The sequence below is a fragment of the Micromonospora trifolii genome (assembly GCF_050516465.1).
Classification (GTDB): Bacteria; Actinomycetota; Actinomycetes; order Mycobacteriales; family Micromonosporaceae; genus Micromonospora; species Micromonospora trifolii.
On sequence record NZ_CP191526.1, the window covers coordinates 1,299,272 to 1,323,150 of the forward strand.

The window sequence follows — 23,879 nt, forward strand, 5'->3', positions numbered from 1 at the left end:
GCTCAGCCGGCGGGCGCTTCGTCGTGCGTGCGGGGGTCAGCCCTGCGGGTTGCTCATCGTGAGGTCCTTGATGATGACCTCCTTCTTCGGGTGGCCGCCGCCGGCCTGCTGGGCGAACGCCCCGTCGTCGCCGGCCTTGGCCACGTCCTTGACCAGGTCCAGGCCGCCGGTGATGGTGCCCAGCACGGTGTACGCCGGGTCCAGCGGCGAGTCGCCGTAGACGATGAAGAACTGGCTGCCGGTGCTGCCCGGCTGGCCGGAGTTGGCCATCGCGATGACACCCTCCGGGTACGGCGGGCGCTTGTCGGTGGGCAGGTTCTCCTCGGGCAGGCGGTAGCTCGGGCCGCCCTGGCCGTCGGTGGGGCGCCAGCCGTTGCCGGTGGCGCTGGGGTCACCGCACTGCAACACCTTGATGCCCTCGGTCACCAGGCGGTGGCACTTGGTGTTGTCGAAGAAGTTCTTCTCCGCGAGGTAGGTGAAGCTGCCCGCCGTGCACGGCACCAACGACCGGTCGACCTTGGCGGTGATCGGGCCGAGGTTGGTGTCCATCGTCATGGTCTGCACGCCGGTGCCGGACTGCTGGTTGCTCGGCAGCCCCACATCCTTGATCTGCGGGGGCCGCTGCTCGGTGGGCAGCGCGTTGTACACGCACTCGGACGCACCGGGCGCCGCGGTGGTGGTGTCGGGCTTGTCGTCGTCGCCGCCGAGGCTCACCGCCAGCCAGACGGTGCCGGCGACCACGAGCACCAGCGCGGCACCCGCGCTGATGATCGCCGTCGTCTGCCGGCGCTTGCGGGCCTTGGCCGCGCGCTCGGCCATCTCCTTCTCAAGCCGGGCGCGTCGTGCCGCCGCTTGCTGCCGCTCTCTGGTGGACGTCACGCCTGGATCCTCCTGGCTATCTGCTGCTGGGTGCCGCGTGAATGGGTAGGGCGACCGGTCAGCCGGCGCTCGGGCTGCTGGCCGGGGTGCCGGAGGCCGACGGCGCCGGTGCGGCACCGGTGACCGGCTCACCGACCGTGAGGCTCTGGATCGTCACATCGGTGCTGGGCTTGACCTTCGCCCCGGTCCCATTGTCCACGGTCGGGAGGGCACCGATCTTCTCCACCACGTCCAGCCCGCCGGTGACCCGGCCGATGACCGGGTACTTCGGGTCGGCGGTGGTGAAGTCCTTGAAGAAGACCAGGAACTGGCTGCCGTTGCTGCCCGGCGGGTTGGAGACCATCGCGACCGTGCCCTTGGGGTACGTCGGCGGCTGGCCGGGGGCCGGGGTGGCCGACGGCGACGCCGACGGCACGGTCGGCAGCTCCTCGTCGTAGAACGAGTAGGTCGGCCCACCAAGACCCGTGCCGCTGGGGTCGCCGCAGCGCAGCGCGCCCTCGGCGGTGATCTCGTGGCACTTGGTGTTGTCGTAGAACGACCGGCTCGCCAGGTGGGCGATGCTCGCCGCCGCGCACGGGGAGTTGGTCAGGTTCAGCTCTGCGGTGATCGGCGCGCCCTGGTTGGTGGTCACGGTCATCGCCCGGGTGCCGTCGGTGGGCAGATCCTTGGTGGCCGGCGTGCCGACGTCCTTGAGGTTGGTGTTGGCCGTCGCGTCCTGCGGCGTCCAGAGGCAGGTGTCCTCCGCGGCCGTGTTCTGCTTCGGGTCGGAGTCGAACGCACCGAGCGCCCAGGCTGAGCCGGCCACGACCAACACGAGGATCAGAGCGGCGCCAACTCCGGCCTGGATCTGCCGTCGGCGCCGCGTAGAGGCGGCCCGGCGAGCCAACTGCCGGTCGAGCTTGGCCCGCGCCAGTTTGCGCTGCCGGTCCCTGCTGGAAGCCACCCGTGCTCCCCTTTCCTCTACCTGGTCGTCGCCGGCGGCCGGTCGCCCCGGCCCGTCCGGGCGTCACGTGTGCCGCGCCACACGCCCGCCAGAGTGTACGGCTAGTGACTGGGAATGTGGTGTACGAGGTCCACCCCGTCCCGAGCAGCGCTTATCGGAGGTTGTCACTGTGCTCCACGGGGCCCGTGGGACGGACGCGGCAAACTCGCTCGGCCCGCCCGATAGGCTGCTGTGCAGGACGACAGCTGCTCGACGGAAAGGACAGCGCCCGTGCTCGTGGCCGGCTTTCCCGCGGACGCCTTCGGCACCAACTGCTACGTGGTTGCCACCGCGCCGGGGGAGCAGTGCGTGGTGGTCGACCCCGGCATCGGGGTGCTCGACCAGCTCGACGCGCTGCTCGCCGAGCACCGCCTGCATCCGGCCGCCGTGCTGCTCACCCACGGCCACCTCGATCACACCTTCTCGGTCGCGCCGGTCTGTGGTGCGCGCGGCATCACCGCGTACGTGCACCCCGGTGACCGGGAGATGCTGGCCGACCCGTCCAAGGGCCTGTCGACCGACCTGACGTCGCTCTTCGGCGGCCGGCTGAGCTACACGGAGCCGGAGGACGTGGCGGAGTTGACCGACGGCGCCACCCTCACGCTCGCCGGCCTGGAGATCGCCGTCGACCACGCCCCGGGCCATACCGGCGGGTCGGTGCTGTTCCGGCTGCCGGGCGCCGGGTCGGGCTGGGAGGCTGACGAGCTGTGCCTCTCCGGCGACGTTCTCTTCGCCGGGTCGATCGGCCGCACCGACCTGCCGGGCGGGAGCATGCCGGCCATGCTCACCAGCCTGCGCGACAAGGTCCTTCCGCTGGCCGACGACACCGTCGTGCTGCCCGGCCACGGCCCCAGCACCACCATCGGCCGCGAGCGCGCCAGCAACCCGTACCTCATCGAGGTGGCTGGCACGTCGCCGGCCGCTCCCACCCGGGGCCTCTAGATCTTTCGTCCGCGCCGCGCGCGGACCCACGACACCACCGCGCCACCGGCGCGGAACCGCAAGGAGTACGCCGATGAGCAAGCCCACGCCCATCTCCGGCTTCCCGGAGTGGACCCCCGGCCAGCGGATGATCGAGCAGTTCGTGCTCGACAAGATCCGGGCCACCTTCGAGCTGTACGGCTTCGCGCCGCTGGAGACCCGCGCCGTGGAGCCGCTGGACCAGTTGCTGCGCAAGGGCGAGACCTCGAAGGAGGTCTACGTGATCCGGCGGCTGCACGCCGACGCCGAGGGTGCCGGTGGCGACGATCAGCTCGGCCTGCACTTCGACCTGACCGTGCCGTTCGCCCGGTACGTGTTGGAGAACGCCGGCAAGCTGAGCTTCCCGTTCCGCCGCTACCAGATCCAGAAGGTGTGGCGGGGCGAGCGGCCGCAGGAGGGCCGCTACCGGGAGTTCGTCCAGGCCGACATCGACATCGTCGACCGGGACACCCTGGCCGCGCACCACGAGGCGGAGATGCCGCTGGTCATCGGGGACGCGCTGCGCTCGCTGCCGATCCCACCGGTGACGATTCAGGTCAACAATCGCAAGATCTGCGAGGGTTTCTACCGGGGCATCGGGCTGACCGACCCGGAGGCGGCGCTGCGCGCCGTGGACAAGCTCGACAAGATCGGCCCGGCGAAGGTGGCCGAGCTGCTGGCCCAGACCGCCGGGGCGAGCGAGGCGCAGGCCAAGGCGTGCCTGGCGCTGGCCGAGATCTCCGCCCCGGACGCCTCGTTCGCCGACGCCGTCCGGGCGCTCGGGGTGAGCGACCCTCTGCTCGACGAGGGCATCGAGGAGCTGGTCCGGGTGGTGGACACCGCCGCCGAACACTCGCCCGGCCTCTGCGTGGCGGACCTGCGCATCGCCCGTGGCCTGGATTACTACACGGGCACCGTCTACGAGACCCAGCTGCGCGGCTACGAGCGCTTCGGCTCGATCTGCTCCGGCGGCCGGTACGACAACCTGGCCAGCGCCGGCGCTGTCTCGTACCCGGGCGTGGGGATCTCGATCGGCGTGACCCGGCTGCTCGGTCTGCTCTTCGGCGCGGGGGAGCTGTCGGTCTCGCGGGAGGTGCCGACCGCCGTGCTCGTCGCGGTGACCAGCGAGGAGCAGCGTACGGCCAGCAACCGGGTTGCCGAGGCGCTGCGGCGGCGCGGGGTGGCGACCGAGGTGTCGCCGAGCGCGGCGAAGTTCGGCAAGCAGATCCGCTACGCCGAGCGGCGCGGCATCCCGTACGTCTGGTTCCCCGGTGCCGAGGGAGCGCCGGACGAGGTGAAGGACATCCGCTCCGGTGAGCAGGTCACGGCCGGTGCGGGGGAGTGGACGCCACCCCTGGGAGACCTCAAACCCACTGTCGGTTGAGTGTCCCCACTGGCGCTGACGGCCGCGGGGACCTACGGTAGCGTAAGTTACGCCACCGTAGGGAGTTTCTCGTGACCGTCAGCACCACAGTGAGCCAGACCGCGCTGCTCGTCGAGTTGGAGCCGGTTGTCGCACGCAACCTGGACCGCCACCTCTCGCTCGCCAAGGAGTGGTTCCCGCACGAGTACGTGCCGTGGAGCGAAGGGCGGACCTTCGACGGGCCGCTCGGCGGCGAGGCGTGGTCACCGACCGACTCCACCATCCCGGACGTGGCACGCACCGCGCTGATCGTGAACCTGCTGACCGAGGACAACCTGCCCTCGTACCACCACGAGATCGCCACCCTGTTCGGTCGCGACGGCGCGTGGGGCACCTGGGTGCACCGGTGGACCGCCGAGGAGGGTCGGCACGGCGTCGCGATCCGCGACTACCTGACCGTCAGCCGGGCGGTCGACCCGGTGGCGCTGGAGCGGGCCCGGATGACGCACATGTCGGAGGGCTACACCAACGCCCACGGCGACGAGGTGCTGCACTCGCTGGCGTACGTCTCGTTCCAGGAGCTGGCCACTCGGATCTCGCACCGCAACACCGGTAAGGCCACCGGCGACCCCACCTGCGAGGCGCTGCTGGCCCGGGTGGCCGCCGACGAGAACCTGCACATGGTCTTCTACCGCAACCTTCTCGCGGCCGCGTTCGAGCTGGCCCCGAGCCAGGCCATGCGGGCCGTCGCCGACGTGGTGGCCGACTTCCAGATGCCGGGCAGCGGCATCGACGGATTCGCCCGCAAGTCGGTGGCGATCGCCCTGGCCGGCATCTACGACCTGCGCCAGCACCGCGACGAGGTGCTTCAGCCGGTCCTGCGTCAGTGGGACGTCTTCAACGTGACCGGCCTCAACGCCGACGGCGAAGCCGCCCGCGAGCAGCTCGCCGCCCAGCTGGAGGACCTGGACCGCGCCGCGAGCCGCTTCGAGGAAAAGCGCGACGCCCGAGCCGCCCGCCTAGCCCTCCGCTAAACCCCACCCCTGCCCCGTCCCACCCCATCCCCACCCCACCCCTCTAGCCCTTGTTGATCATGATGTTGGCGGGTCGATCGATCTTCGAATCGCCCGCTAACCCCATGATCAACGCAGTGGGTGGATGGGTGGGAGTGGGAGAGGGAGAGGGAGTGGGGGGCGGGGTTAGGGGAGGGGGAGGAGGAGGCAGGTGCTGGTGGCGTGGGCTATCAGGCGGTCGGTGGCGTCGGTGATGCGGGCCTCGGCCAGGGCCGTACGGCGGCCGCGTTGCAGCACGGTGCCCTCGCAGCGCAGGGTGCCACTGTCGACGGTGACCGGGCGGAGGAACTTCACGTTGAGGTCCAGCGAGGTGTAGCCGACGCCGGCGGGCAGGGTGGTGTGCACGGCGCACCCCGCGGCGGTGTCCAGCAGGGTGGAGAGCACGCCACCGTGGACGCTGCCGAGCGGGTTGTAGTGGAACTCCTGCGGGATCAGCTCGACGACGACCCGACCCTCGTCGGCTTCCATCCGGGTCATGTCGAGAAGGTGCATCACCGGCGGCGCGGCCAACTCGCCGGCGATCATCGCCCGGAGCATGTCCAGGCCGCCGCGTCGACCGACCTGGGCGGCGTTGACCGACGGGTCCGCCCAGGTGAAGGTACGGCTGCGCACTGGTTCCTGCGTCTGCGTCATGGACGCAGCCTGGCAGCAGGTTGCTGAGTCTGTCAACGAGATCTAGCCTGATCCGATGCGACCCGCGGCTCTGGACTGGTCAGTGGAGAACTGCACCATCGCCCGCGCGATGGAGATCCTCGGTGAGCGATGGACCCTGGTGGTCCTCCGCGAGGTGTTCACCGGCGTACGCCGCTTCGACGACATGCGGGTACGCACCGGCATTCCGCGCCAGGTGCTGACCAATCGCCTCGCGAGCCTGGTGGAGCAGGGCGTGCTGAGTCGCGAGCCCTACCGGGAGCCCGGCAGTCGGCTGCGCCACGAGTACCGGCTCACGGAGAAGGGCCTGGATCTGTGGCCGGTGCTGGTCGCCGTCCTCGGTTGGGGCGACCGGTACCTCGCCGACGCGGAGGGCCCGCCGCTCAGTGTCACGCACCGCGACTGCGGCGCCGAGGTGCGCGCCGAACTGCGCTGCGCCGGCGGGCACGACGTGGGCCGGCCACGCGACGTGGTGCCCAGCCCGGGCCCCGGCGCTCGTCGTCGTACCCCCTGACCCGTCGCCCGCCGCACCCCTGCCGCCCGTCGAACGTCGCACGCCGCACCCTGACGTCCGGCGCCCGTCGCATGGTGCCCGGCGGGCGGCGCCGTGCCGTCCCGGCGCGCGGTGCACCCGACACCCGGCGCGGGGAGACATCGATGATCGTGCGCGTCAAAAGTGGGTCGGATGTCGGTGGGGTGTGACGGTGGCTGTTCGCCAGCGTGTCGGGGGTGTTGCGGCCGTGCGACCAACCGAGGTCGGTGAATCCGGGCGAATTCAAGCCTTGTTAATGATCTTAAGTATGTGAATACTTCAGTCTCATCCGGCCGGTTTCCCCAGATCGGCCGGGTTGCCCTCGGGTCAGCCGCCCCCGGCAGACCCGCTCCCCCGCCCAGGAGGTTTGTTACATGCGACCCACGAGGTCCTCATTCCGCGTTGCGGCCACAGTCGCCGTTTCCGGAACCCTGGTCGTCGGCTCGCTCATCGGCGCGCCCGCCCAGGCCGCTCCTGCCGCGTCGCCCGACGCCGCCGCCGCGATCTCCGCGGAACTCGGCGACCGCTCCGCCGGCTCGTACATCGACGCCAGCGGCAAATCCGTCGTCACCGTGACCGACGCGGCCGCCGCCAGCAAGGCGAGCAAGGCCGGCGCCGTCGTCCGCTACGTCACCCGCGGCGCCGCCGAGCTCAACCGGGCCACGGCCGAGCTGGAGCGTTCCGCCAAGATCCCGGGTACCGCCTGGTGGAGTGACCCGGTCACCAACCAGGTCGTCGTCTCCGTCGACAGCACCGTCACCGGTGCCAAGCTGGAGCGGGTCAAGGCCGCCGCCGCGCGGGCCAACGGCGCGGTCCGGGTCGAGGCCGAGGCCGGCGTGCTGAGCACCCGGATCTCCGGCGGCCAGGCCATCTACGCCGGCGGGGGCGGGCGTTGCTCGCTCGGCTTCAACGTGCGCAGTGGCAGCACCTACTACTTCCTGACGGCCGGGCACTGCACCAACATCTCGGCCAGCTGGTACTCGAACTCCGCCCAGACCTCGCTGCTCGGTACCCGTACCGGCACCAGCTTCCCGGGCAACGACTACGGCATCGTGCGGCACAACAACTCGGCCAACGCCGCCGGCAACGTCTCCCTCTACAACGGCAGCTTCCGGGACATCACCGGTTCCGGCAACGCCTCCGTCGGCCAGTCGGTGCAGCGCTCCGGCAGCACCACCGGCCTGCGTAGCGGCTCGGTGAACGCGACCAACGCCACGGTGAACTACGCCGAGGGTTCGGTCTCCGGTCTGATCCGCACCAACGTCTGCGCCGAGCCGGGCGACAGCGGCGGCTCGCTCTTCGCGGGCGGCACCGCCCTGGGTCTGACCTCCGGTGGTAGCGGCAACTGCCGCACCGGTGGCACGACCTTCTTCCAGCCGGTGACCGAGGCGCTCAGCCGCTACGGCGTCAGCGTCTTCTGATCCACGCACCGCTCGCGGGCCGCCGGAACACTCCGGCGGCCCGCGTCGCGTTGACGGCCACCGAACCCCGCCGACAGCGGGCGAATGCGACGGCGCTCAGCCGGGCCCGGACGGTCGCGGCCGCCGCCGGGAGACCAGCACAGCGGCCAGCGGTACGCCCGCCTCGGCCGCCGCCGCCAGCCGCTCCGTCAGCCCGATCCACGCCCCGTCGGTGAAGAACTCGACGGCGAACCAGCCGACCAGCCCGAGGAGGACCACCGCCGCCGCGAGCGCCACCCGGCGTACGGCAGCCGGCGGGTGCCGGTGCTCCCGGCCGAGGGACGGCGCGGCTCGACGGGGCACCGCCAAGGCCGGCCAGACGGCCAACGCCCCGAACGCCACCCCGGCGGCCACGGCATGTGTCGTCGAGTCACCGTCCGGGTTCTGCGGGAACGCGACCAGCACCAGGGTCGCCAGCCCACCCAGCGCGAGCAGCCCTCGGCCCGTCGGCGCGGCGCTGACCAGGCCGAGCGCGGTCGTCAGATGACAGAGGCCCAGGCCGGCCAGCCCAATCGTCATGATCCAGCGATGGTCCGCGCCCGCGGCGGCAAGTGCGCTGATGGTCTGCCGCACCGGGTCGAATCCGTCGGACTGGGCGGCCTGCGCCAGTGTCCAGCCACCGACGAGGAACAGCGGTGCGCCACCGGCCGACAGCAGGGCCCAACGGGGAACGGCTGACATCGGGCGATCGTAGCGGTGCGACCGGCGGAGTTCCCGGGCCGCGCGCCAGGGGCCGACGCACCGACGGCGCGGACGCCGGAGCAGGCGGGGACGACGCGGCCAGATCAGGCGGGGCGACGACTCATGACAGCCGGTCGGGTCGCCCGGGAGTGGGCCCGCTCGGTGGTCCGAGGGGATCCGGGGGTACGACGCCGATGGTCGGCAGGTCCGGGCCGACGCGTACGGTGCCGCCGGCCGACCAGGCGAGGTGCGCCCGCCGGGCGGAGAGGACCGCCAACAGCGGCCAGAGGGAGACCGCCACCGCCGTCACCCGCTCGGCCAGCCCGGTGCGGGACCCACTGGTCACCTCGAACGCGCACCAGCCGAAGAGCGCGAGCAGCACGAGCGTGGCGCTCAGCCCCACCGCCCGGCGGAACGCCCAGGGCGGCTCCGGTCGGGTGGGGTGCTCGGTGTCGTGGCCGCGGGGCAGCCGCAGCGCCGAGCCGGCCGGCCAGAGCACCAGGGCGAGGACGGCCACCGTCGCCGCGATGCCGTGGCTGAGCGAGCCGCCGACCGGCGGCCGGGGAAAGGCGACCAGCGCGATGGTGGCCACGCCACCGATCGCGAGCAGGAATCGGCTGGGCAGCCCGGCCGCGTGCAGGACGGCGGCGACCGACAGGTAGCAGCAGCCGAGCAGCACCAGGGCCACCACCATGATCCAGGCGTCGGTGGCGTCCTGCCCTGCCAGCTCGCTGATGGTGTCCCGGACCGGGTCGTACCCGACGGGCTGTCGGGCCTGGGCCACCGTCCAACCGCCCACCAGCAGCACGGGCGCCGTCGCCGCCGTGGCGACGGCCCAGTTCGGTACGGCGCGCATTTCGCCACGTTAACCGGCGAGATGGCCGATTGAGTCGGGTTCGCCCAGCGCGGCCGACCCGACGGGTGCCCGGAGGCGGGGCGGCCACCCCTGACAGAATGCGGGGTGAGGACTGTTCCACGATGAGGAGTTGCCAGCCGTGATCCGTACCCACAATGCCGGAAGCCTGCGCGCCGCGGACGCCGGCTCGACGGTGACGCTCGCCGGCTGGGTGGCCCGCCGCCGCGACCACGGCGGGGTCATCTTCGTCGACCTGCGCGACGGTTCCGGTGTTGTCCAGGTGGTGTTCCGCGAGGAAGATGCGCACGCGCTGCGCAACGAGTTCTGCGTGAAGGTCGTCGGCGAGGTGACCCGCCGCCCGGCCGGCAACGAGAACCCGGAGCTGCCCACCGGCGAGGTCGAGGTGACCGTCGTCGAGCTGGAGGTGCTCTCCGAGGCGGCGCCGCTGCCGCTGCCGGTGGACGACCAGATCGAGGCCGGCGACGACATCCGACTCCGGTACCGCTACCTGGACCTGCGCCGCAGCGGCCCGGCGAACGCGCTGCGGCTGCGTTCGCGCGCCAGCCACCTCGCCCGGGGCGTGCTGCACGAGCGGGACTTCCTGGAGATCGAGACGCCGACGCTGACCCGCTCGACGCCGGAGGGCGCCCGCGACTTCCTGGTGCCGGTGCGGCTTCAGCCCGGCAGCTGGTACGCGCTGCCGCAGTCGCCGCAGCTGTTCAAGCAGCTGCTGATGGTCGGCGGCATGGAGCGGTACTACCAGATCGCCCGCTGCTACCGCGACGAGGACTTCCGCGCCGACCGGCAGCCGGAGTTCACCCAGCTCGACATCGAGATGTCGTTCGTCACCGAGGACGACGTGATCGACCTCGGCGAGGCGATCGTCTCGACGCTGTGGAAGAACCTGGCCGGGCACGAGATCACCCGACCGATCCCGCGGATCACCTGGCACGACGCGATGGCCCGTTACGGCTCGGACAAGCCGGACCTGCGCTACGGCGTCGAGTTGACCGAGCTGACCGAGTACCTGCGCGGGACCGAGTTCCGGGTCTTCGCCGGGGCGATCGACGCGGGCGGCTACGTCGGCGCGGTGGTGATGCCGGGTGGCGCGGCGCAGAGCCGCAAGGAGCTGGACGGCTGGCAGGACTGGGCGAAGGCGCGTGGCGCCCGTGGCCTGGCGTACGTGGTGCTGGACGCCGAGACCGGCGAGGCGCGCGGTCCGGTGGCGAAGAACCTCTCCGCCGAGCACCTGGGTGGGCTCGCCGACGCGGTCGGCGCCAAGCCGGGTGACGCGGTCTTCTTTGCCGCGAGCGCCACCAGCCGGGAGGCACAGGAGCTGCTCGGGGCGGCCCGCGTCGAGATCGCCAAGCGGTCCGGCCTGATCGACGAGAGCGCCTGGGCGTTCTGCTGGGTGGTCGACGCGCCGATGTTCGAGCGAACGGACGAGGGCGGTTGGACGGCAGTGCACCACCCGTTCACCTCGCCGAACGCCGACTGGGTCGACCGGTTCGAGGAGGCTCCGGACCGGGCCCTGGCGTACGCGTACGACATCGTCTGCAACGGCAACGAGATCGGCGGCGGGTCGATCCGTATCCACCGGGGTGACGTGCAGAAGCGGGTCTTCGACCTGCTCGGCATCACTCCCGAGGAGGCGCAGGACAAGTTCGGCTTCCTGCTGGAGGCGTTCAAGTACGGCGCCCCGCCGCACGGCGGCATCGCCTTCGGCTGGGACCGGGTCTGCATGCTGCTCGCCGGTGCCGACTCCATCCGTGAGGTCATCGCCTTCCCGAAGACCCGGGGTGGCTTCGACCCGCTGACCAGTGCCCCCACCCCGATCACCGCCCAGCAGCGCACCGAGGCCGGCATCGACGCCAAGCCCAAGCCCGCCGCGACGGCCCACACGGGAACGGCCGGCCCCGCAGCCCCGGTAGCAGACCCGGTCTGACCCCTTTCGCGCCGTCGATCATGAGGTTGACGGGCCCGCGCCACGGCGTGTCGCTCGTTAACCTCATGATCGGCGGCGGCGGTGGCAGGGGAGTGGGCTGGGATGCGGGTGCTTGTTGTCGGGGGTAGTGGGTTACTGGGGCGGTCGGTTTGTCGGCGGGGCCTCGGGCTTGGTTGGTCGGTTGTCGGGACGTTCCACTCCGGTGAGATCGCCGTGCCGGGAGTCGCGGCACGGCGGCTGGACGTGACCGACCGGTCCGCCGTGCGCGCCCTGGTCGCCGAGGTGCGGCCGGACGCCGTGGTAGGGACCCCCTATCGGTACGGGGACTGGGCGGTCACCGCCGACGGGGCAGCGCACGTGGCGCTCGCCGCAGCCGAGGCGGGTGCCCGGCTGGTGCACGTGTCCAGCGACGCGCTGCACGCGGGACGACCCGTGCCGTACGCCGACGACGAACCACCCACGCCGGTGCACGCGTACGGTGCCGCGAAGGCCGCGGCCGAGACCGCCGTGCGGGCGATCGACCCGGGCGCGGCGCTGGTGCGGACCTCCCTGGTCATGGGGGAGGGCAGCAAGCAGATCCAGCTCTGCCGGGACGCGCTCGACGGCCGGGCCACCCTGTTCAGCGACGAACTGCGCTGCCCGATCGACGTCACCGACCTGGCCGACGCCGTGCTGGAGCTGGTCGCCTCGACGTACGCCGGTCTGTTGAACGTGGCCGGCCCGGACGCGGTCAGCCGGGCTGAGCTGGGTCTGCTGGTCGCCGAGCGGTACGGCCTGGACGCGGCCGGGTTGAAGACCACCACCAGCGCGGCCGCCGGCCTGGTCCGCCCCACGGACGTACGCCTCGACTCCGCGCGCGCCACCGCCCTGCTGCGCACCCGGCTGCGCGGAGTACGCGAAGTCCTCGCCCGCTGAGCACGGCACATGCACACTTCCTATGCACAACTCTTGTGCACAGGAAGTGTGCAGAGATAGTGTGCAGCCATGGAGAACGACGAAGGAGTCTCGCGGCCGGCGCCGCGTGAGGTGCGGATCGACAAACGACAGGTCCGGGTGCTGGCGCACCCGCTGCGGATGCGGTTGGTCGGAGCGCTGCGGGTGAAGGGGCCCGCTACCGCGACCACCCTCGCCGAACTGCTCGGCACCAACACCGGCGCGACCAGCTACCACCTGCGACAACTCGCCGAGGTAGGGCTGGTCATCGAGGATCCCGACCGGGGCAGCGGGCGGCAGCGCTGGTGGCAGGCGGCGCACGACGTGACCAACTGGGATCCGAGCGACTTCGACGACGACCCCGACGCCCGGGCCGCGATCGAGTGGATTCAGGGCGACCAGGTGCGTCTCCTCGCCGAGACCGCCGATCGCTGGTTCGCCACCCAGCACGAGTGGTCGGCCGCCTGGCGGGACGGGTTCGGCATGAGCGACATCTTCATGACCATCCCGCCGGCCCGGCTGGAGGAGCTCAAGGCGGAGGTGTGGCAGGTGCTGGAGCGGTATCACGGCGAGGCCGAGCCCGCTGCCCCCACCGACCCGGAGGCCCGCCCGGTGCAGGTGTTCCTGGCCGCCTACCCGTTGCGCGAGGGCCTCCAGTGAGCGCGAGGAGTGAGCCGGGTCTGCGAGCCCCGCAGTCGCGAACGGAGGTGGCATCGTGAGCGCGCTGACCGTACGCCAGGTCCGGCGTCGTTACCTCACGCTCTACGGCCTGCGCTGGCTGCCCACGGGTCTGATGATCCCGGTGATGGTCCTGCTGATGCAGGAGCGCGGCCTGTCGTTGCCGCAGATCGGGCTGGTCGGCACGGCGCAGGGGCTGCTGGTGCTGGCGCTGGAGTTGCCCACCGGCGGGCTCGCCGACGCCCTCGGCCGCCGACCCGTGCTGCTCGCCGCCGGAGTGCTCAACCTCGCCTCGCTGGCGCTGTTCGCGGTGGCCGACTCGTTCTGGCTGTTCTTCCTGGTCTGGGCCTTGCAAGGCATCTACCGGGCGTTGGACAGCGGCCCGTTGGAGTCCTGGTACGTCGACGCGACCCTGGCCGCCGACGCGGAGGCCGAGTACGAGCGCGGCCTCGGGTATGCCGGCACCGTCGTCGGTGGGGCCATCGGCGCCGGCGCGCTGCTCAGCGGCGGTCTCATCGCGCTCGGCCCGATCGGGCCGGTCACCGCGCTCACCGTCCCCGTGCTGGCCGCCATCGTCGCGCAGGCGGCGGCGCTCGTCGCGCTGGTCGTGCTGCTGGTCGAAGAGCGGCCGGCCACCGGGGTCGCGGCGCTGCGGGCTTCGGTGGTCCAGGCACCCCGGATGATCGGCCAGGCCGTCGGGCTGCTGCGTCGCTCCCGGGTGCTGCTGGCGTTGGTGGCCGTCGAGCTGTTCTGGGGCTTCGGCATGGTCACCTTCGAGTCGCTGCTGCCGGTACGGCTCGCCGAGGTGATCGGCGACCCGGAACGCGCCGCGGCGCTGCTCGGGCCGGCGAACTCGGCCGCCTGGCTCGCCTCGGCCGCCGGCGCGGCACTGACCCCACTGCTGCTGCGCTGGTTCGGCGCCGCGCCGGGTGCGGCCCTGCTTCGCATCCTCCAGGGCGTGACGGTGGTCGGGATGGGGTTGTTCGCCGGGCCGGTCGGCGTCCTGGTGGCGTATCTGGCCTGCTACGCCGTGCACGGCGCGTCCAACCCGTTGCACAGTGGGCTGCTGCACCGGCAGGTCGACGGCCCGTACCGGACCAGCGTGCTCTCGCTGAACTCGATGATGGCGCAGCCGGCCGGCGCGCTCGGCGGGGTGGTGCTCACCGCGCTCGCCGCCGCCACCAGCGTCAGCACCGCGATGGTGGTCGGCGCGGTGGTGTTGGCCGTCGCCGCACCGCTCTACCTGCCCGCCTGGCTGGCCGGCCGTCGGGCCGTCCCGGCCGTCGAGCCGACCGCGGTCCCGGTGTCCGCCGCCGATCGTTGAGGAGGGGGCCCCTGGTGCGCAAGGGGCCCTCTCCCGGCGGTCAGGCGAGGCGGATCGAGCTGAGCGGGAGGGTGTTGGTGTACCCGAGCCGACGGTAGAGCCGTGCCGCACCGACATTGTGCGTGTAGACGCCGAGCCCAACCATGTCGTGGCGCGTCAGCAGCGCCCGGGTCATCCCCGCGGTCAGGGACGCGCCCAGCCCCCGACCTCGTTGGTCGGGGGCGACGGTCAGGCCGGCGAGGAAGCCGATGTCACCCTGGCTTCGGTCCGCGCCGCACGCCACCAACCGGTCGCCGGCCCGGATGCCGTACCAGTCCACCACCCGTGGGTCGCCCGGGCGGGAGGTGCTGCTGGGGAACGACTCTTCGACCAGCGCCGCCAGCGCCGGTTGGTCGGCGTCGGTGAGGCGTACCACCGGCTGCTCGTCCGGCTGGGCCGGTGGCGCCGTGTCGGTCCAGTGGAAGTCCCAGTCGCTGTGCTCGGCCACCGCCAACCGGTCGACCAGCCGACCGCGATCGTGTCGAGGCAGGTGCAGCCGCTGTCCGGGCTGGAGCATCCCGTCGGCGGCGAGCGCGACACCGATCTCCAGCGCCGCTTCGGCCGGGCCGATCGCGCAACCGGCCGGGCCGTACTCGGGCGGAACCAGCCACAGCACGGCGCCATCGCGCCGGTACGCGCGCGCCGGCACGGCCCGCCCGAGCGCGTGCCGGGCGAACGGGTGATGGCCGACGGCGGCCAGGATGGCGCTCCGGTCCTGGAGCACCTGGTCGTCGATGATCATGCGTCCAGCCTAGGAGCCGGGGGTCGAATGCCTCCGCCGGGCCGTCGCGGCGTGGCCGTCTCCACGGTGGAGATTGGCGAGTCGACCGATTGGGTACATCACGCGCCGACCTACTGGGAACCCCCACCGGAGGACCGACATGCTCGCCATTCTCGCGGCCATCGTCTTTGGCTTTGCCCTGCTGCTCGACCTGCTCGACACCAACTTCGGCGCACCCGACCTGTTCAACTGGAACACCCTCGTACTCATCGGGTTGCTCCTCCTCTCGCTCTACCTGGCCGGCGTGGGCAGCGGCCCGCGCGGCGGCGGCGGCGGTGGCGGCGGCCGTTGGTACCGGGGCCGTCGCCCCGGGCGTGGCTGACCGGAACCGATCACCGGTGGCGGGCCCGCGGCGCGATTCCGGCGTCGTGGGCCCGGCCCGGTACTGTCTTCGTGATGGAGTCCGACGCCCTCTTCTCCCTCGGTGAACCCGCCGGGTCGCGCAGCGCGCCCGACGGTCCCGCCGGTGTCGACGGCTTCACCGCGGTGGCCGACGATTCGCCCCTGCCCGTCCGGATGCGCCCGGTGACCCTCGACGAGCTGGTCGGGCAGGAGCACCTGCTCGCCCCCGGCGCACCCCTGCGGCAACTGGTCTCCGGCGGGGCTCCGATGTCGGTGATCCTCTGGGGCCCGCCGGGCAGCGGCAAGACCACCATCGCGCACCTGGTGGCCGGGGCGACCGACCGCCGCTTCGTCGCCATGTCGGCGCTCTCCGCCGGCGTGAAGGACGTCCGGGCGGTGATCGAGGCGGCGCGCCGCCAGCGCCGTTCCGGCGGCCCGCAGACCGTGCTCTTCATCGACGAGGTGCACCGGTTCAGCAAGACCCAACAGGATTCCCTGCTCGCCGCCGTCGAGGACCGTACGGTCACCCTGCTGGCGGCGACCACCGAGAACCCGTACTTCTCGGTCATCTCACCGCTGCTGTCGCGGTGCGTGCTGCTCACCCTGCAACCGTTGGACGACGAGGCGGTGCGGGGCCTGCTGCGCCGCGCGGTCGCCGACAAGCGTGGCCTGGACGGCGCACTGGCCCTGACCACCGAGGCCGAGGATCACCTGGTCCGGCTGGCCGCCGGTGACGTCCGTAAGGCACTCACCGCCCTGGAGGCGGCGGCGGCCTCCGCCACGGCTCTCGGCGGCGGGCGGATCGACCTTGCCACCGCCGAGCAGGCGGTCGACGTGGCGGCGGTGCGCTACGACCGTGACGGCGACGCCCACTACGACGTGGTCAGCGCCTTCATCAAGAGCATGCGCGGCTCGGACGTGGACGCGGCGGTGCACTGGCTGGCCCGCATGCTGGTCGCCGGTGAGGACGCCCGGTTCATCGCCCGTCGTCTGGTCATCTTCGCCAGCGAGGACGTGGGCATGGCCGATCCCGGGGCGCTGAGCGTGGCGACCGCCGCCGCGCACGCGGTCGAGTACGTCGGGCTGCCCGAAGCGCAGCTCAACCTCGCCCAGGCGGTGATTCACCTGGCCACCGCGCCCAAGTCGAACTCGGCCACCACCGCCATCGGCGCCGCGATCGCCGACGTCCGGGCCGGTCGCGGTGGCCCGGTGCCGCGAGGGCTGCGCGACGCGCACTACGCCGGCGCCCGTGGGTTGGGCCACGGGACCGGCTACCGCTACCCGCACGACGACCAGCGCGGCGTGGTCACCCAGCAGTACGTCCCGGACGACCTGGTGGGCACCGACTACTACCAGCCCAGCCCGCACGGCGCGGAGCGGTCGGTGGCCAGCCGCCTGCCGCTGCTGCGCCGGATCGTGCGTGGTCTGCCGGCGCCGGCCGCCCGCCCGGAGACGCGGACAGCCGAGCCGTCCGTAACGGCGCAGACCGCGCCAGCGCTATCCCCGGGGGCCGCCCGTCCGACGACGGGCACGGGTGCCCCCGGCACGATGCAGGACAGCGGCACCGACGCCGCAGGAGAGGGTCAACAGTGAGATCGCGTGGTGGGGACCGCCCGGACGAGGGCCCGGACGAGCGGCGCGATCCCCGCGCCAAGACCCGCCGTTGGGGTCGCGGCCGGGCGGCTGAGCCCGAGCCGGAGGAGCCGGTCGCCGGCGAGGAGTTCGGCTGGATCGACGACCTGCGCTCGGCGAAGCAGCAACGCACCGAGCTGGGCCCGGACGGTGCACCGGCGGAGCCGAACCGGCCCCGTGGGGGCATGCCGCCGGCAGACCCGGCTGGACCGCCGGCACAACCCGCCCCGCGTACGCCGGCAGAGCCGGCCGGTGTGCGCGGCAGCGGGCCGGAGTCCTCGGCGCCACCGGCCCCGCGCCAGAGTGAACCGGGCGGCGCCGCCGCCCGTCGACCGGTCGACGGCCCCTGGCCGGGGGAGACGCCACCAGCGGGTCGTCGCCCGGATGACCGGCCACCCACCGCCGGCCCCGGCGCTCCGGGGCAGCCGCCGCGCCGCGGCGTGCAGCCGGTGCCCGGCGCCCGCGCTGCCGTGCCGCCGTCGCCGCCCGCCGCTCGCCCGGGCGGGGGTGACCCGGCCGGCCCGCAGGGGCCGCGCCCGGCACCCGACGCGCCCGGCGGCCCGGCCCGTGCTCGCGGTGCTGCGGCACCTCCCGGCCCACCCGTGGGCCCACCGACCTCAGGCCCCCCGGCCGGTCGTCGTCCGGAGGCCGCCGCTGCGCCGGGCCGTCGGCCGGACGCCGCTGTTCCGCCGGGCCGTCATCAGGACCCCGCCGCGCCCGGCGGTCATCCCGACGCCATGCCGCCGCTGCGCCGTCCGGACGCTGGCCCGCCGACCCACCGACCCGGCCCGGAGCAGCCGGTCGAGCCCGGCCGTGCCCGGCCCCCCGCCGACGGCGCCCCCGTCGGTCGACGCGCCGCCGGCCCGACCTCCGACCCGGCGCGGGCCGCCGGAGCAGCCGCCGCCCCCGGGCCGGCCCGCTTCGACGGCGCACCGGCTGGCGTCGTGCCGCCGACCGCGGATGGCCTTCGTCCCGACCCCGCCATCGACGGTGACCCGCGTACCGCCCGGCGTCGTCCCGGCCCGGCCGACCCCGGCGCACCCGAGCCCACCGGGCGGCGCGCCGCCGAGGCTCCCCGTCCGGCAGCGGGCGGGCGTCGCCGGGCCGCGGAACCCGACGAGCCGGTGGTGCCGCGCTCCGGCAACGCGCCACCCGTGCCCCGCTCGGGGAACGCGTCGTCGGTGCCCCAGGCGACCGGCGCGCACAGCGGCGCCCTGCCCACCACCGGCCCCGCCGACGGCACCGGTCGCCGCCGGGTCGTCTCCGGTGAACCGGAACGCCGAACGCCACCCGGCGGCGAACCCCGCCTGGACCGGCCGGAGCGGCCCGCGGACTGGCTCCGCCAGGCCGGCCGCCTGCCACACACCGACCCTGGCCTGCCGGTGGTCAACCGCCGAGACGGCAGCCCGCCGGCCGGGGGTCGCCGTCCGGCGCCGCCCACCGGGCCGGGAGACCTCACCGACCAGGCGTCCGGTCGGCTCGCCGTGCCCGACCCGGCCGCGGAGCGCACCGCCGCCCGCCGGCCCGCCGGCCCGCCGGTCGACCCGGGCGCGGACGCACCGACCGGTCGTCGCGCCGTCCGGCCCGACGCGTCGGGATCCACTGGAGAGCAGGCGCTGACCTACCCGCCGCCGCCCGGTGACCGGCCCGCCCGTGGGCGGGGCGCTGCGGCGGTACCCACACCTGACCCCACCGGCCAGCGCGGCCGTGCCGTGGCGGGGCCCGGCGCGGACGCACCGCCCGCCCCGGACCCGACCGGCCGACGACGTCGTCCACCGGCTGAGCAGGGCCCCGACGGTCCGGCTGTCCCCGGTCGACCCGGGCCCGCGGGCGACCACGGCGACGACCCCTACTCCGGTGGTCGACCCGGCGCCGGTCCCGCGGCGCGGGGCGCCGCCCGCTCCGCCCCACCCGGCCGGGCCCGACCCATCCCCGGCGACGCCCCGGCACCCGGCACCGGGCGCCGTGGCGCTGACGGGCCACTGCGCCCCGGCCCGGGTGGCGAGGCGGCACCCCGGGACGCGACCCGTCCGGATGGTCCGGCTCGTGCGGCGGTGCCGCCGGGCGTGGATGGTCCGCCACGTTCGCGTCCGGATGGTCCGGCTCGTGCCGCCGTCCGCCCACCCGGCGGGCCGCTGCCCACCGACGACCGGACGACCGTTGACCCGGGGCCGGCCGGACCGGCCCGTGGCGCTGCGCCGGCCGGCCGACCCGCGCCTGCCGACCGTGCCGCCGGACGTGCCCTGCCTCCGAATCGGGAACCCGGTCGTCCCGAGCCGAGCGGTGTCGCGCCCGTGCCGCCGCCCGGACGCGCCGGCGAGCCCGTCGGCGTGGCCCGCGCCGCCGCCGTGGTGCCCTCCGTGTCCGGCCCGATGGACCGGCCGGAACCGGAGCCCTCCGACGGGCCGGCGCTGCGCCCGGCCGGCCAGGACGCGCCGGACGACGACGCCGCACCGGGTGCCCGTTCCGAGGAACGCCGGCAGACCCGTGAACGACGCCGACTGCGCGCGGCGGTGTTGGTGCTGGTCAGCGTCGTGCTGCTCGGCGCGGTGCCGCTCTTCTTCGGGATCCGGACGCTGAGCCGTGACCCGGTCTTCGACAACCTGGACCAGCTCGGCGTGCCCGCCTGGGCGGCCGCGAAGACGGTCGACGACGTCAGCGGCAGCCGCTGGTGTCTGCTCGACTGCCGGCTGCGTGAGCGCACCGTGACCTCGGAGAAGGCGCCCAAGGAGACGGCGCAGGTCTACGAGGACGCGCTGCGCCGGGACGGGTGGCAGCCGTGGAAGGTGAGCCGCTGCCCGGAGCAGCAGACGAAGGGCAGCTACACCTGCTGGCGTCGCGACGAGTTGACCCTCGACCTGTGGGTACGCGAGCCGACCTGTGTGCCGCCGCCGGTGGACGGCGAGCCGGCAGTCGTGCCGTCCGCCGACCCGTCGGCCGCTGCGACCGAGTGCACCGGCTCGTTGGTGTCGGTGAAGGTGCGCAACGCGATCGACGACGAGCGGACCAGGCCGCAGCCGACCACCGACCCGTCACTGACCGGTGAGGATCCGTTCCCGACGGTCAGCGCGGATCCGCTGGGTGAGCTGACACCCTCACCGTCCTGAGCCGGTCTCCATCACGGACGGTAGGGTCTGGGGCTGGCGGGCACGCCCGCTACCGGTGACCGCCGACGGCTCGGCGGCCGGTACGGGTGGCATGGTTGTGCGTTCCGGGGACGTCGGGTCCTGCGGAACTCTGCTTGAGGAGGACAGGCGTGGGCGACATTGGAGCGATCGCGGCGCTGATCGCGGCATCCGCGTTCGCGGTGCTGGTGCTCATCCTGACGCTGCCCATCCTGCGGCTGCGGCACACGGTTGACGCCACCACCCGCATGATCAACGACCTGAACGATCGGACCGCACCGCTACTCGGTGACGTGAACACCACTGTGAAGAACGTCAACACCGCGCTGGAGCAGGTGCAGACCTCGCTCGACGGTGTGAACCTCCAGCTGGCGAAGGTCGACACCATGACCAGCCACGCACAGAACGTCACCGCCAACGTCGCCAACCTGGCCACCGTCGTCTCCGCCGCGGCCGCCAACCCGCTGGTCAAGGTGGCCGCGTTCGGCTACGGCGTGCGTAAGGCCGCCGCCGGCCGCCGGCACGCCGAGACCGAGCGCGAGGTACGCGACACCATCAAGCAGCAGCGACGGGCCGCGCGACGCGGCAACAGCTGACCGCCCGGCGCACCAGGAGGTAGCGGGACATGAGGCGCTTGTTCTGGCTCGGCATCGGGGTGGCCGTCGGTGTGATCGTGGTCCGCAAGGCGACCCGGACCGCGCAGGCGTACACGCCGGCGGGCATCGCCAGCTCGCTGACGGAATCCGCTGGCGGGCTCGTCGAGTCGCTGCGTAGTTTCGTGGAGGACGTCCGGGTCGGGATGGCCGAACGCGAGCAGGAGATCCACCACGCGTTCGCCCAGGGTGAGGCGTTCGACGATAAGTTCGCCGACCTGCGGGAAGACCCGCGGATCGGCGATCGAGAAATCTTTCCGGAGGAACACCAGCGATGAAGACGGCGGAGATCAAGCGGCGGTACCTCGCGCACTTCGAGGCGAATGGCCACACCGTGGTGCCGTCCGCTCCGCTGCCCGCCATCAGCGACCCGAACCTGCTGTTCGTCAACGCCGGCATGGTGCAGTTCGTCCCGTACTTCCTGGGTCAGCAGACGCCCGCGTACCAACGGGCGGTCAGCGTGCAGAAGTGCATCCGCACCCCGGACATCGACGAGGTCGGCAAGACCAGCCGGCACGGCACGTTCTTCCAGATGAACGGCAACTTCTCCTTCGGGGACTACTTCAAGGCCGGCGCGATCCCGCTGGCCTGGGAACTGTCCACGAAGCCGATCGCCGAGGGTGGTTACGGGCTGGACCCGGAGCGGATCTGGCCGACGATCTACCTCGACGACGACGAGGCGTACGAGATCTGGCGGTCGGTGGGCGTGCCGGCCGAGCGGATCGTCCGCCGGGGCAAGGCGGACAACTTCTGGTCGATGGGCATTCCCGGGCCGTGCGGTCCGTCGTCGGAGCTGTTCTACGACCGGGGCCCGGAGTACGGCCGGGAGGGCGGCCCGGCGGTCGACGAGGACCGGTACATGGAGTATTGGAACCTCGTCTTCATGCAGTTCGAGCGGGGTCCGGGCACGACCAAGGAGGACTACCCGATCCTGGGTGACCTGCCGGCGAAGAACATCGACACCGGCATGGGCCTGGAGCGGATGGCCTCGATCCTGCAGGGCGTCGACAACCTGTACGAGATCGACGAGGTCCGGCCGATCCTGGCCCGGGCGGCGGAGCTGACCGGTAAGCGCTACGGCGCGCACTCCGGGCATGTGGCCAGCGAGTCGCACCCGGACGACGTCCGGCTGCGGGTGATCGCGGATCACGTGCGCACGGCGCTGATGCTGATCGGCGACGGCGTGACCCCGTCGAACGAGGGTCGCGGGTACGTGCTGCGCCGGATCATGCGCCGGGCGATCCGGTCGATCCGGCTGCTGGGCTGGCAGGACCGGGCGCTGCCCGAGCTGCTGCCGGTGGCCCGGGACTGCATGGCGCCGTCGTACCCGGAGCTGGCGACCGACTTCGACCGGATCGCGGATTACGCGTACGCGGAGGAGGAGGCGTTCCTGTCCACCCTGCGGGCCGGCACCACGATCCTGGACACGGCGATCGCGGAGACCCGCACGGCGGGCGGCTCGGCGCTGTCCGGGGCGAAGGCGTTCCAGCTGCACGACACCTACGGCTTCCCGATCGATCTGACCCTGGAGATCGCCGCGGAGCAGGGCCTCGCGGTCGACGACGAGGGGTTCCGGCGGCTGATGGCCGACCAGCGGACCCGGGCGAAGGCGGACGCGCAGGCCCGCAAGACGGGGCACGTCGACCTGTCGGCGTACCGGTCGGTGCTCGACGCGGGTGGTCCGGTGACGTTCACCGGGTACAGCGAGGTGTCCCGCGAGTCGACGGTGCGGGCGCTGCTCGGCGCCGACGGCCCGCGCCAGGCGGCGACCGAGGGCGACACCATCGAGCTGGTGCTGGACACCACCCCGTTCTACGCCGAGGGCGGTGGGCAGCAGCCCGACCAGGGCATGATCACGGTTGGTGGCGGGCAGGTCGAGGTGCTTGACGTGCAGCAGCCGGTGCCCGGTCTGATCGTGCACCGCGCCCGGGTGATCCGGGGTGAGGTACGCGCCGGTGAGGCCGGCTTCGCCGAGATCGACACGACCCGGCGTCGGGCGATCTCCCGGTCGCACACCGCCACGCACCTGGTGCACCAGACGATGCGCAACTTCCTCGGTGAGTCGGCCACGCAGGCGGGGTCGCTGAACGCCCCCGGTCGGCTCCGGTTCGACTTCAACACCCCGACCGGGGTGTCGCCGAGCGTCCTGCGCGACGTGGAGCAGCAGGTCAACGAGGTGCTCCTGGCCGACCTGGAGGTGCACGCCTTCATCACCTCGCTGGAGGAGGCGCGGCGCATCGGCGCGATGGCGCTCTTCGGCGAGAAGTACGGCGAGGAGGTGCGGGTCGTCGAGGTGGGTGACTACGCCCGGGAGCTGTGCGGCGGCACGCACGTGGCCCGCTCGGCCCAGCTCGGCCTCGTGAAGATCCTCTCCGAGTCGTCGATCGGCTCCGGTGTCCGCCGGGTCGAGGCGCTGGTCGGCATGGACGCCTTCGGCTTCCTGGCCAAGGAGCACCTGTTGGTCTCCCGGCTGGCCGAGCTGTACCGGGTGCCCAACGATCAGGTCGCCGACCGGGTGGAACAGACCGTCACCCAGCTTCGGGACGCCGAGAAGGAGTTGGAGAAGCTGCGCGCCCAGCTGGTGCTGGGTGGCGCGGCGGCGCTCGCGGCGCAGGCCAAGGACGTGCGCGGGGTCGCGTACGTGGGCACTGAGGCGCCGGAGGGCGCGGCCGGCAACGACGTGCGCACCCTGGCCCAGGAGATCCGCGGCAAGATCGATCCGGCGCGGCCGGCGGTCGTCGCGGTGGCGGCGCGGTCGAACGGCAAGGCGTCCCTGGTGGTGGCGGTCAACGCGGCGGCGCGCAGCCGAGGCCTGGCCGCGTCGGATCTGGTGAAGGCGGCGTTCTCCGGGCGCGGCGGTGGCAGCCCCGATCTGGCCCAGGGCGGCGGTCTGCCGGCGGCCGAGGCGCCGAACCTGCTGCTCACCGTCGAGAAGGCGATCACCGAGGCGTGATAGATCATTACTGTGAGTCAGGGCGGGCCGTCTGGTC

The 23,879-nt window shown here is 73.1% G+C and carries 21 protein-coding genes; 15 read left to right on the forward strand and 6 right to left on the reverse strand.

What is annotated here, in order from left to right:
• Positions 1-36 precede the first annotated feature (36 nt).
• Positions 37-879, reverse strand: a complete 843-nt coding sequence (locus ACQRWP_RS05960; protein WP_430501169.1) for a peptidylprolyl isomerase — start codon at positions 877-879, stop codon at positions 37-39.
• Positions 880-937: 58 nt separating this feature from the next.
• A complete protein-coding gene (locus ACQRWP_RS05965) occupies positions 938-1,822 on the reverse strand; it encodes a peptidylprolyl isomerase (protein ID WP_410821421.1) in 885 nt (294 codons plus the stop codon).
• A 270-nt stretch (positions 1,823-2,092) separates the two neighbouring features.
• Between ACQRWP_RS05965 and ACQRWP_RS05970 the strand changes: the two genes are divergently transcribed.
• The 3 genes from ACQRWP_RS05970 to ACQRWP_RS05980 all read left to right on the forward strand — a co-directional run bounded on the left by ACQRWP_RS05970 (position 2,093) and on the right by ACQRWP_RS05980 (position 5,218).
• On the forward strand, positions 2,093-2,803 hold the full coding sequence (locus tag ACQRWP_RS05970) for an MBL fold metallo-hydrolase (RefSeq protein WP_430501170.1): 711 nt from the start codon (positions 2,093-2,095) through the stop codon (positions 2,801-2,803).
• 73 nt (positions 2,804-2,876) lie between these two features.
• Positions 2,877-4,205, forward strand: a complete 1,329-nt coding sequence (gene hisS, locus ACQRWP_RS05975) for a histidine--tRNA ligase (protein ID WP_430501171.1) — start codon at positions 2,877-2,879, stop codon at positions 4,203-4,205.
• Positions 4,206-4,276: 71 nt separating this feature from the next.
• Positions 4,277-5,218 (forward strand): acyl-ACP desaturase, encoded by a 942-nt coding sequence (locus ACQRWP_RS05980; protein ID WP_355430833.1) that lies wholly within the window; start codon positions 4,277-4,279, stop codon positions 5,216-5,218.
• A 165-nt stretch (positions 5,219-5,383) separates the two neighbouring features.
• Here the strand turns inward: ACQRWP_RS05980 and ACQRWP_RS05985 are convergent, their stop codons facing one another.
• Positions 5,384-5,890 (reverse strand): PaaI family thioesterase, encoded by a 507-nt coding sequence (locus tag ACQRWP_RS05985; protein WP_430501172.1) that lies wholly within the window; start codon positions 5,888-5,890, stop codon positions 5,384-5,386.
• A 55-nt stretch (positions 5,891-5,945) separates the two neighbouring features.
• On the opposite strand from ACQRWP_RS05985, the gene ACQRWP_RS05990 reads away from it, so the two are divergent.
• Positions 5,946-6,422: a winged helix-turn-helix transcriptional regulator gene (locus tag ACQRWP_RS05990; RefSeq protein ID WP_430501173.1), complete on the forward strand. Its 477-nt coding sequence runs from the start codon at positions 5,946-5,948 to the stop codon at positions 6,420-6,422.
• Between the two features lie 392 nt (positions 6,423-6,814).
• Complete coding sequence (locus ACQRWP_RS05995) at positions 6,815-7,861, forward strand: S1 family peptidase (protein ID WP_430501174.1); 1,047 nt, start codon at positions 6,815-6,817, stop codon at positions 7,859-7,861.
• A 96-nt stretch (positions 7,862-7,957) separates the two neighbouring features.
• Here ACQRWP_RS05995 and ACQRWP_RS06000 read toward each other — a convergent pair whose 3' ends face one another.
• Together ACQRWP_RS06000 and ACQRWP_RS06005 are read right to left on the reverse strand one after the other, a co-directional pair.
• A complete protein-coding gene (locus tag ACQRWP_RS06000) occupies positions 7,958-8,581 on the reverse strand; it encodes a DUF998 domain-containing protein (protein WP_430501175.1) in 624 nt (207 codons plus the stop codon).
• Positions 8,582-8,702: 121 nt separating this feature from the next.
• Positions 8,703-9,437, reverse strand: a complete 735-nt coding sequence (locus ACQRWP_RS06005; protein ID WP_430501176.1) for a DUF998 domain-containing protein — start codon at positions 9,435-9,437, stop codon at positions 8,703-8,705.
• Positions 9,438-9,576: 139 nt separating this feature from the next.
• Here ACQRWP_RS06005 and aspS point away from each other — a divergent pair, with 139 nt between their 5' ends.
• From aspS to ACQRWP_RS06025, 4 genes are all read left to right on the forward strand, one after another.
• Positions 9,577-11,382, forward strand: a complete 1,806-nt coding sequence (gene aspS, locus ACQRWP_RS06010; protein ID WP_430501177.1) for an aspartate--tRNA ligase — start codon at positions 9,577-9,579, stop codon at positions 11,380-11,382.
• A 102-nt stretch (positions 11,383-11,484) separates the two neighbouring features.
• Complete coding sequence (locus ACQRWP_RS06015; RefSeq protein WP_430501178.1) at positions 11,485-12,297, forward strand: SDR family oxidoreductase; 813 nt, start codon at positions 11,485-11,487, stop codon at positions 12,295-12,297.
• Positions 12,298-12,366: 69 nt separating this feature from the next.
• Complete coding sequence (locus ACQRWP_RS06020) at positions 12,367-12,975, forward strand: helix-turn-helix domain-containing protein (protein WP_430501179.1); 609 nt, start codon at positions 12,367-12,369, stop codon at positions 12,973-12,975.
• A gap of 55 nt (positions 12,976-13,030) precedes the next feature.
• Complete coding sequence (locus tag ACQRWP_RS06025; RefSeq protein WP_430501180.1) at positions 13,031-14,317, forward strand: MFS transporter; 1,287 nt, start codon at positions 13,031-13,033, stop codon at positions 14,315-14,317.
• Positions 14,318-14,357: 40 nt separating this feature from the next.
• On the opposite strand, the gene ACQRWP_RS06030 is transcribed toward ACQRWP_RS06025, so the two are convergent.
• A complete protein-coding gene (locus tag ACQRWP_RS06030; protein ID WP_430501181.1) occupies positions 14,358-15,098 on the reverse strand; it encodes a GNAT family N-acetyltransferase in 741 nt (246 codons plus the stop codon).
• Positions 15,099-15,237: 139 nt separating this feature from the next.
• Here ACQRWP_RS06030 and ACQRWP_RS06035 point away from each other — a divergent pair, with 139 nt between their 5' ends.
• The 6 genes from ACQRWP_RS06035 (at position 15,238) to alaS (ending at position 23,842) form a co-directional block, all read left to right on the forward strand.
• On the forward strand, positions 15,238-15,459 hold the full coding sequence (locus ACQRWP_RS06035; RefSeq protein ID WP_030335598.1) for a hypothetical protein: 222 nt from the start codon (positions 15,238-15,240) through the stop codon (positions 15,457-15,459).
• Positions 15,460-15,533: 74 nt separating this feature from the next.
• Entirely contained in the window at positions 15,534-17,072 is a 1,539-nt protein-coding gene (locus ACQRWP_RS06040) for a replication-associated recombination protein A (protein WP_430501182.1), read from the forward strand.
• A gap of 2,411 nt (positions 17,073-19,483) precedes the next feature.
• Positions 19,484-20,218, forward strand: coding sequence for a hypothetical protein (locus ACQRWP_RS06045; RefSeq protein ID WP_430503136.1), 735 nt, complete (start codon positions 19,484-19,486; stop codon positions 20,216-20,218).
• A gap of 149 nt (positions 20,219-20,367) precedes the next feature.
• Positions 20,368-20,832 (forward strand): DUF948 domain-containing protein, encoded by a 465-nt coding sequence (locus tag ACQRWP_RS06050; RefSeq protein WP_112677951.1) that lies wholly within the window; start codon positions 20,368-20,370, stop codon positions 20,830-20,832.
• 29 nt (positions 20,833-20,861) lie between these two features.
• Complete coding sequence (locus ACQRWP_RS06055; protein WP_091401860.1) at positions 20,862-21,167, forward strand: hypothetical protein; 306 nt, start codon at positions 20,862-20,864, stop codon at positions 21,165-21,167.
• Entirely contained in the window at positions 21,164-23,842 is a 2,679-nt protein-coding gene (gene alaS, locus ACQRWP_RS06060) for an alanine--tRNA ligase (protein WP_430501183.1), read from the forward strand. The genes ACQRWP_RS06055 and alaS overlap by 4 nt, the downstream gene beginning before the upstream one ends.
• Positions 23,843-23,879 lie beyond the last annotated feature (37 nt).

Bases quoted from the DNA above. Each gene is read 5' to 3' on its own strand.
- hisS (WP_430501171.1), top strand. From the start codon at position 2,877: ATGAGCAAGCCCACGCCCATCTCCGGCTTCCCGGAGTGGACCCCCGGC.
- ACQRWP_RS05985 (WP_430501172.1), bottom strand. From the start codon at position 5,890: ATGACGCAGACGCAGGAACCAGTGCGCAGCCGTACCTTCACCTGGGCG.
- ACQRWP_RS05990 (WP_430501173.1), top strand. From the start codon at position 5,946: ATGCGACCCGCGGCTCTGGACTGGTCAGTGGAGAACTGCACCATCGCC.
- ACQRWP_RS05995 (WP_430501174.1), top strand. From the start codon at position 6,815: ATGCGACCCACGAGGTCCTCATTCCGCGTTGCGGCCACAGTCGCCGTT.
- ACQRWP_RS06000 (WP_430501175.1), bottom strand. From the start codon at position 8,581: ATGTCAGCCGTTCCCCGTTGGGCCCTGCTGTCGGCCGGTGGCGCACCG.
- ACQRWP_RS06005 (WP_430501176.1), bottom strand. From the start codon at position 9,437: ATGCGCGCCGTACCGAACTGGGCCGTCGCCACGGCGGCGACGGCGCCC.
- ACQRWP_RS06015 (WP_430501178.1), top strand. From the start codon at position 11,485: ATGCGGGTGCTTGTTGTCGGGGGTAGTGGGTTACTGGGGCGGTCGGTT.
- ACQRWP_RS06020 (WP_430501179.1), top strand. From the start codon at position 12,367: ATGGAGAACGACGAAGGAGTCTCGCGGCCGGCGCCGCGTGAGGTGCGG.
- ACQRWP_RS06030 (WP_430501181.1), bottom strand. From the start codon at position 15,098: ATGATCATCGACGACCAGGTGCTCCAGGACCGGAGCGCCATCCTGGCC.
- ACQRWP_RS06035 (WP_030335598.1), top strand. From the start codon at position 15,238: ATGCTCGCCATTCTCGCGGCCATCGTCTTTGGCTTTGCCCTGCTGCTC.
- ACQRWP_RS06040 (WP_430501182.1), top strand. From the start codon at position 15,534: ATGGAGTCCGACGCCCTCTTCTCCCTCGGTGAACCCGCCGGGTCGCGC.
- ACQRWP_RS06045 (WP_430503136.1), top strand. From the start codon at position 19,484: ATGGACCGGCCGGAACCGGAGCCCTCCGACGGGCCGGCGCTGCGCCCG.
- ACQRWP_RS06055 (WP_091401860.1), top strand. From the start codon at position 20,862: ATGAGGCGCTTGTTCTGGCTCGGCATCGGGGTGGCCGTCGGTGTGATC.
- alaS (WP_430501183.1), top strand. From the start codon at position 21,164: ATGAAGACGGCGGAGATCAAGCGGCGGTACCTCGCGCACTTCGAGGCG.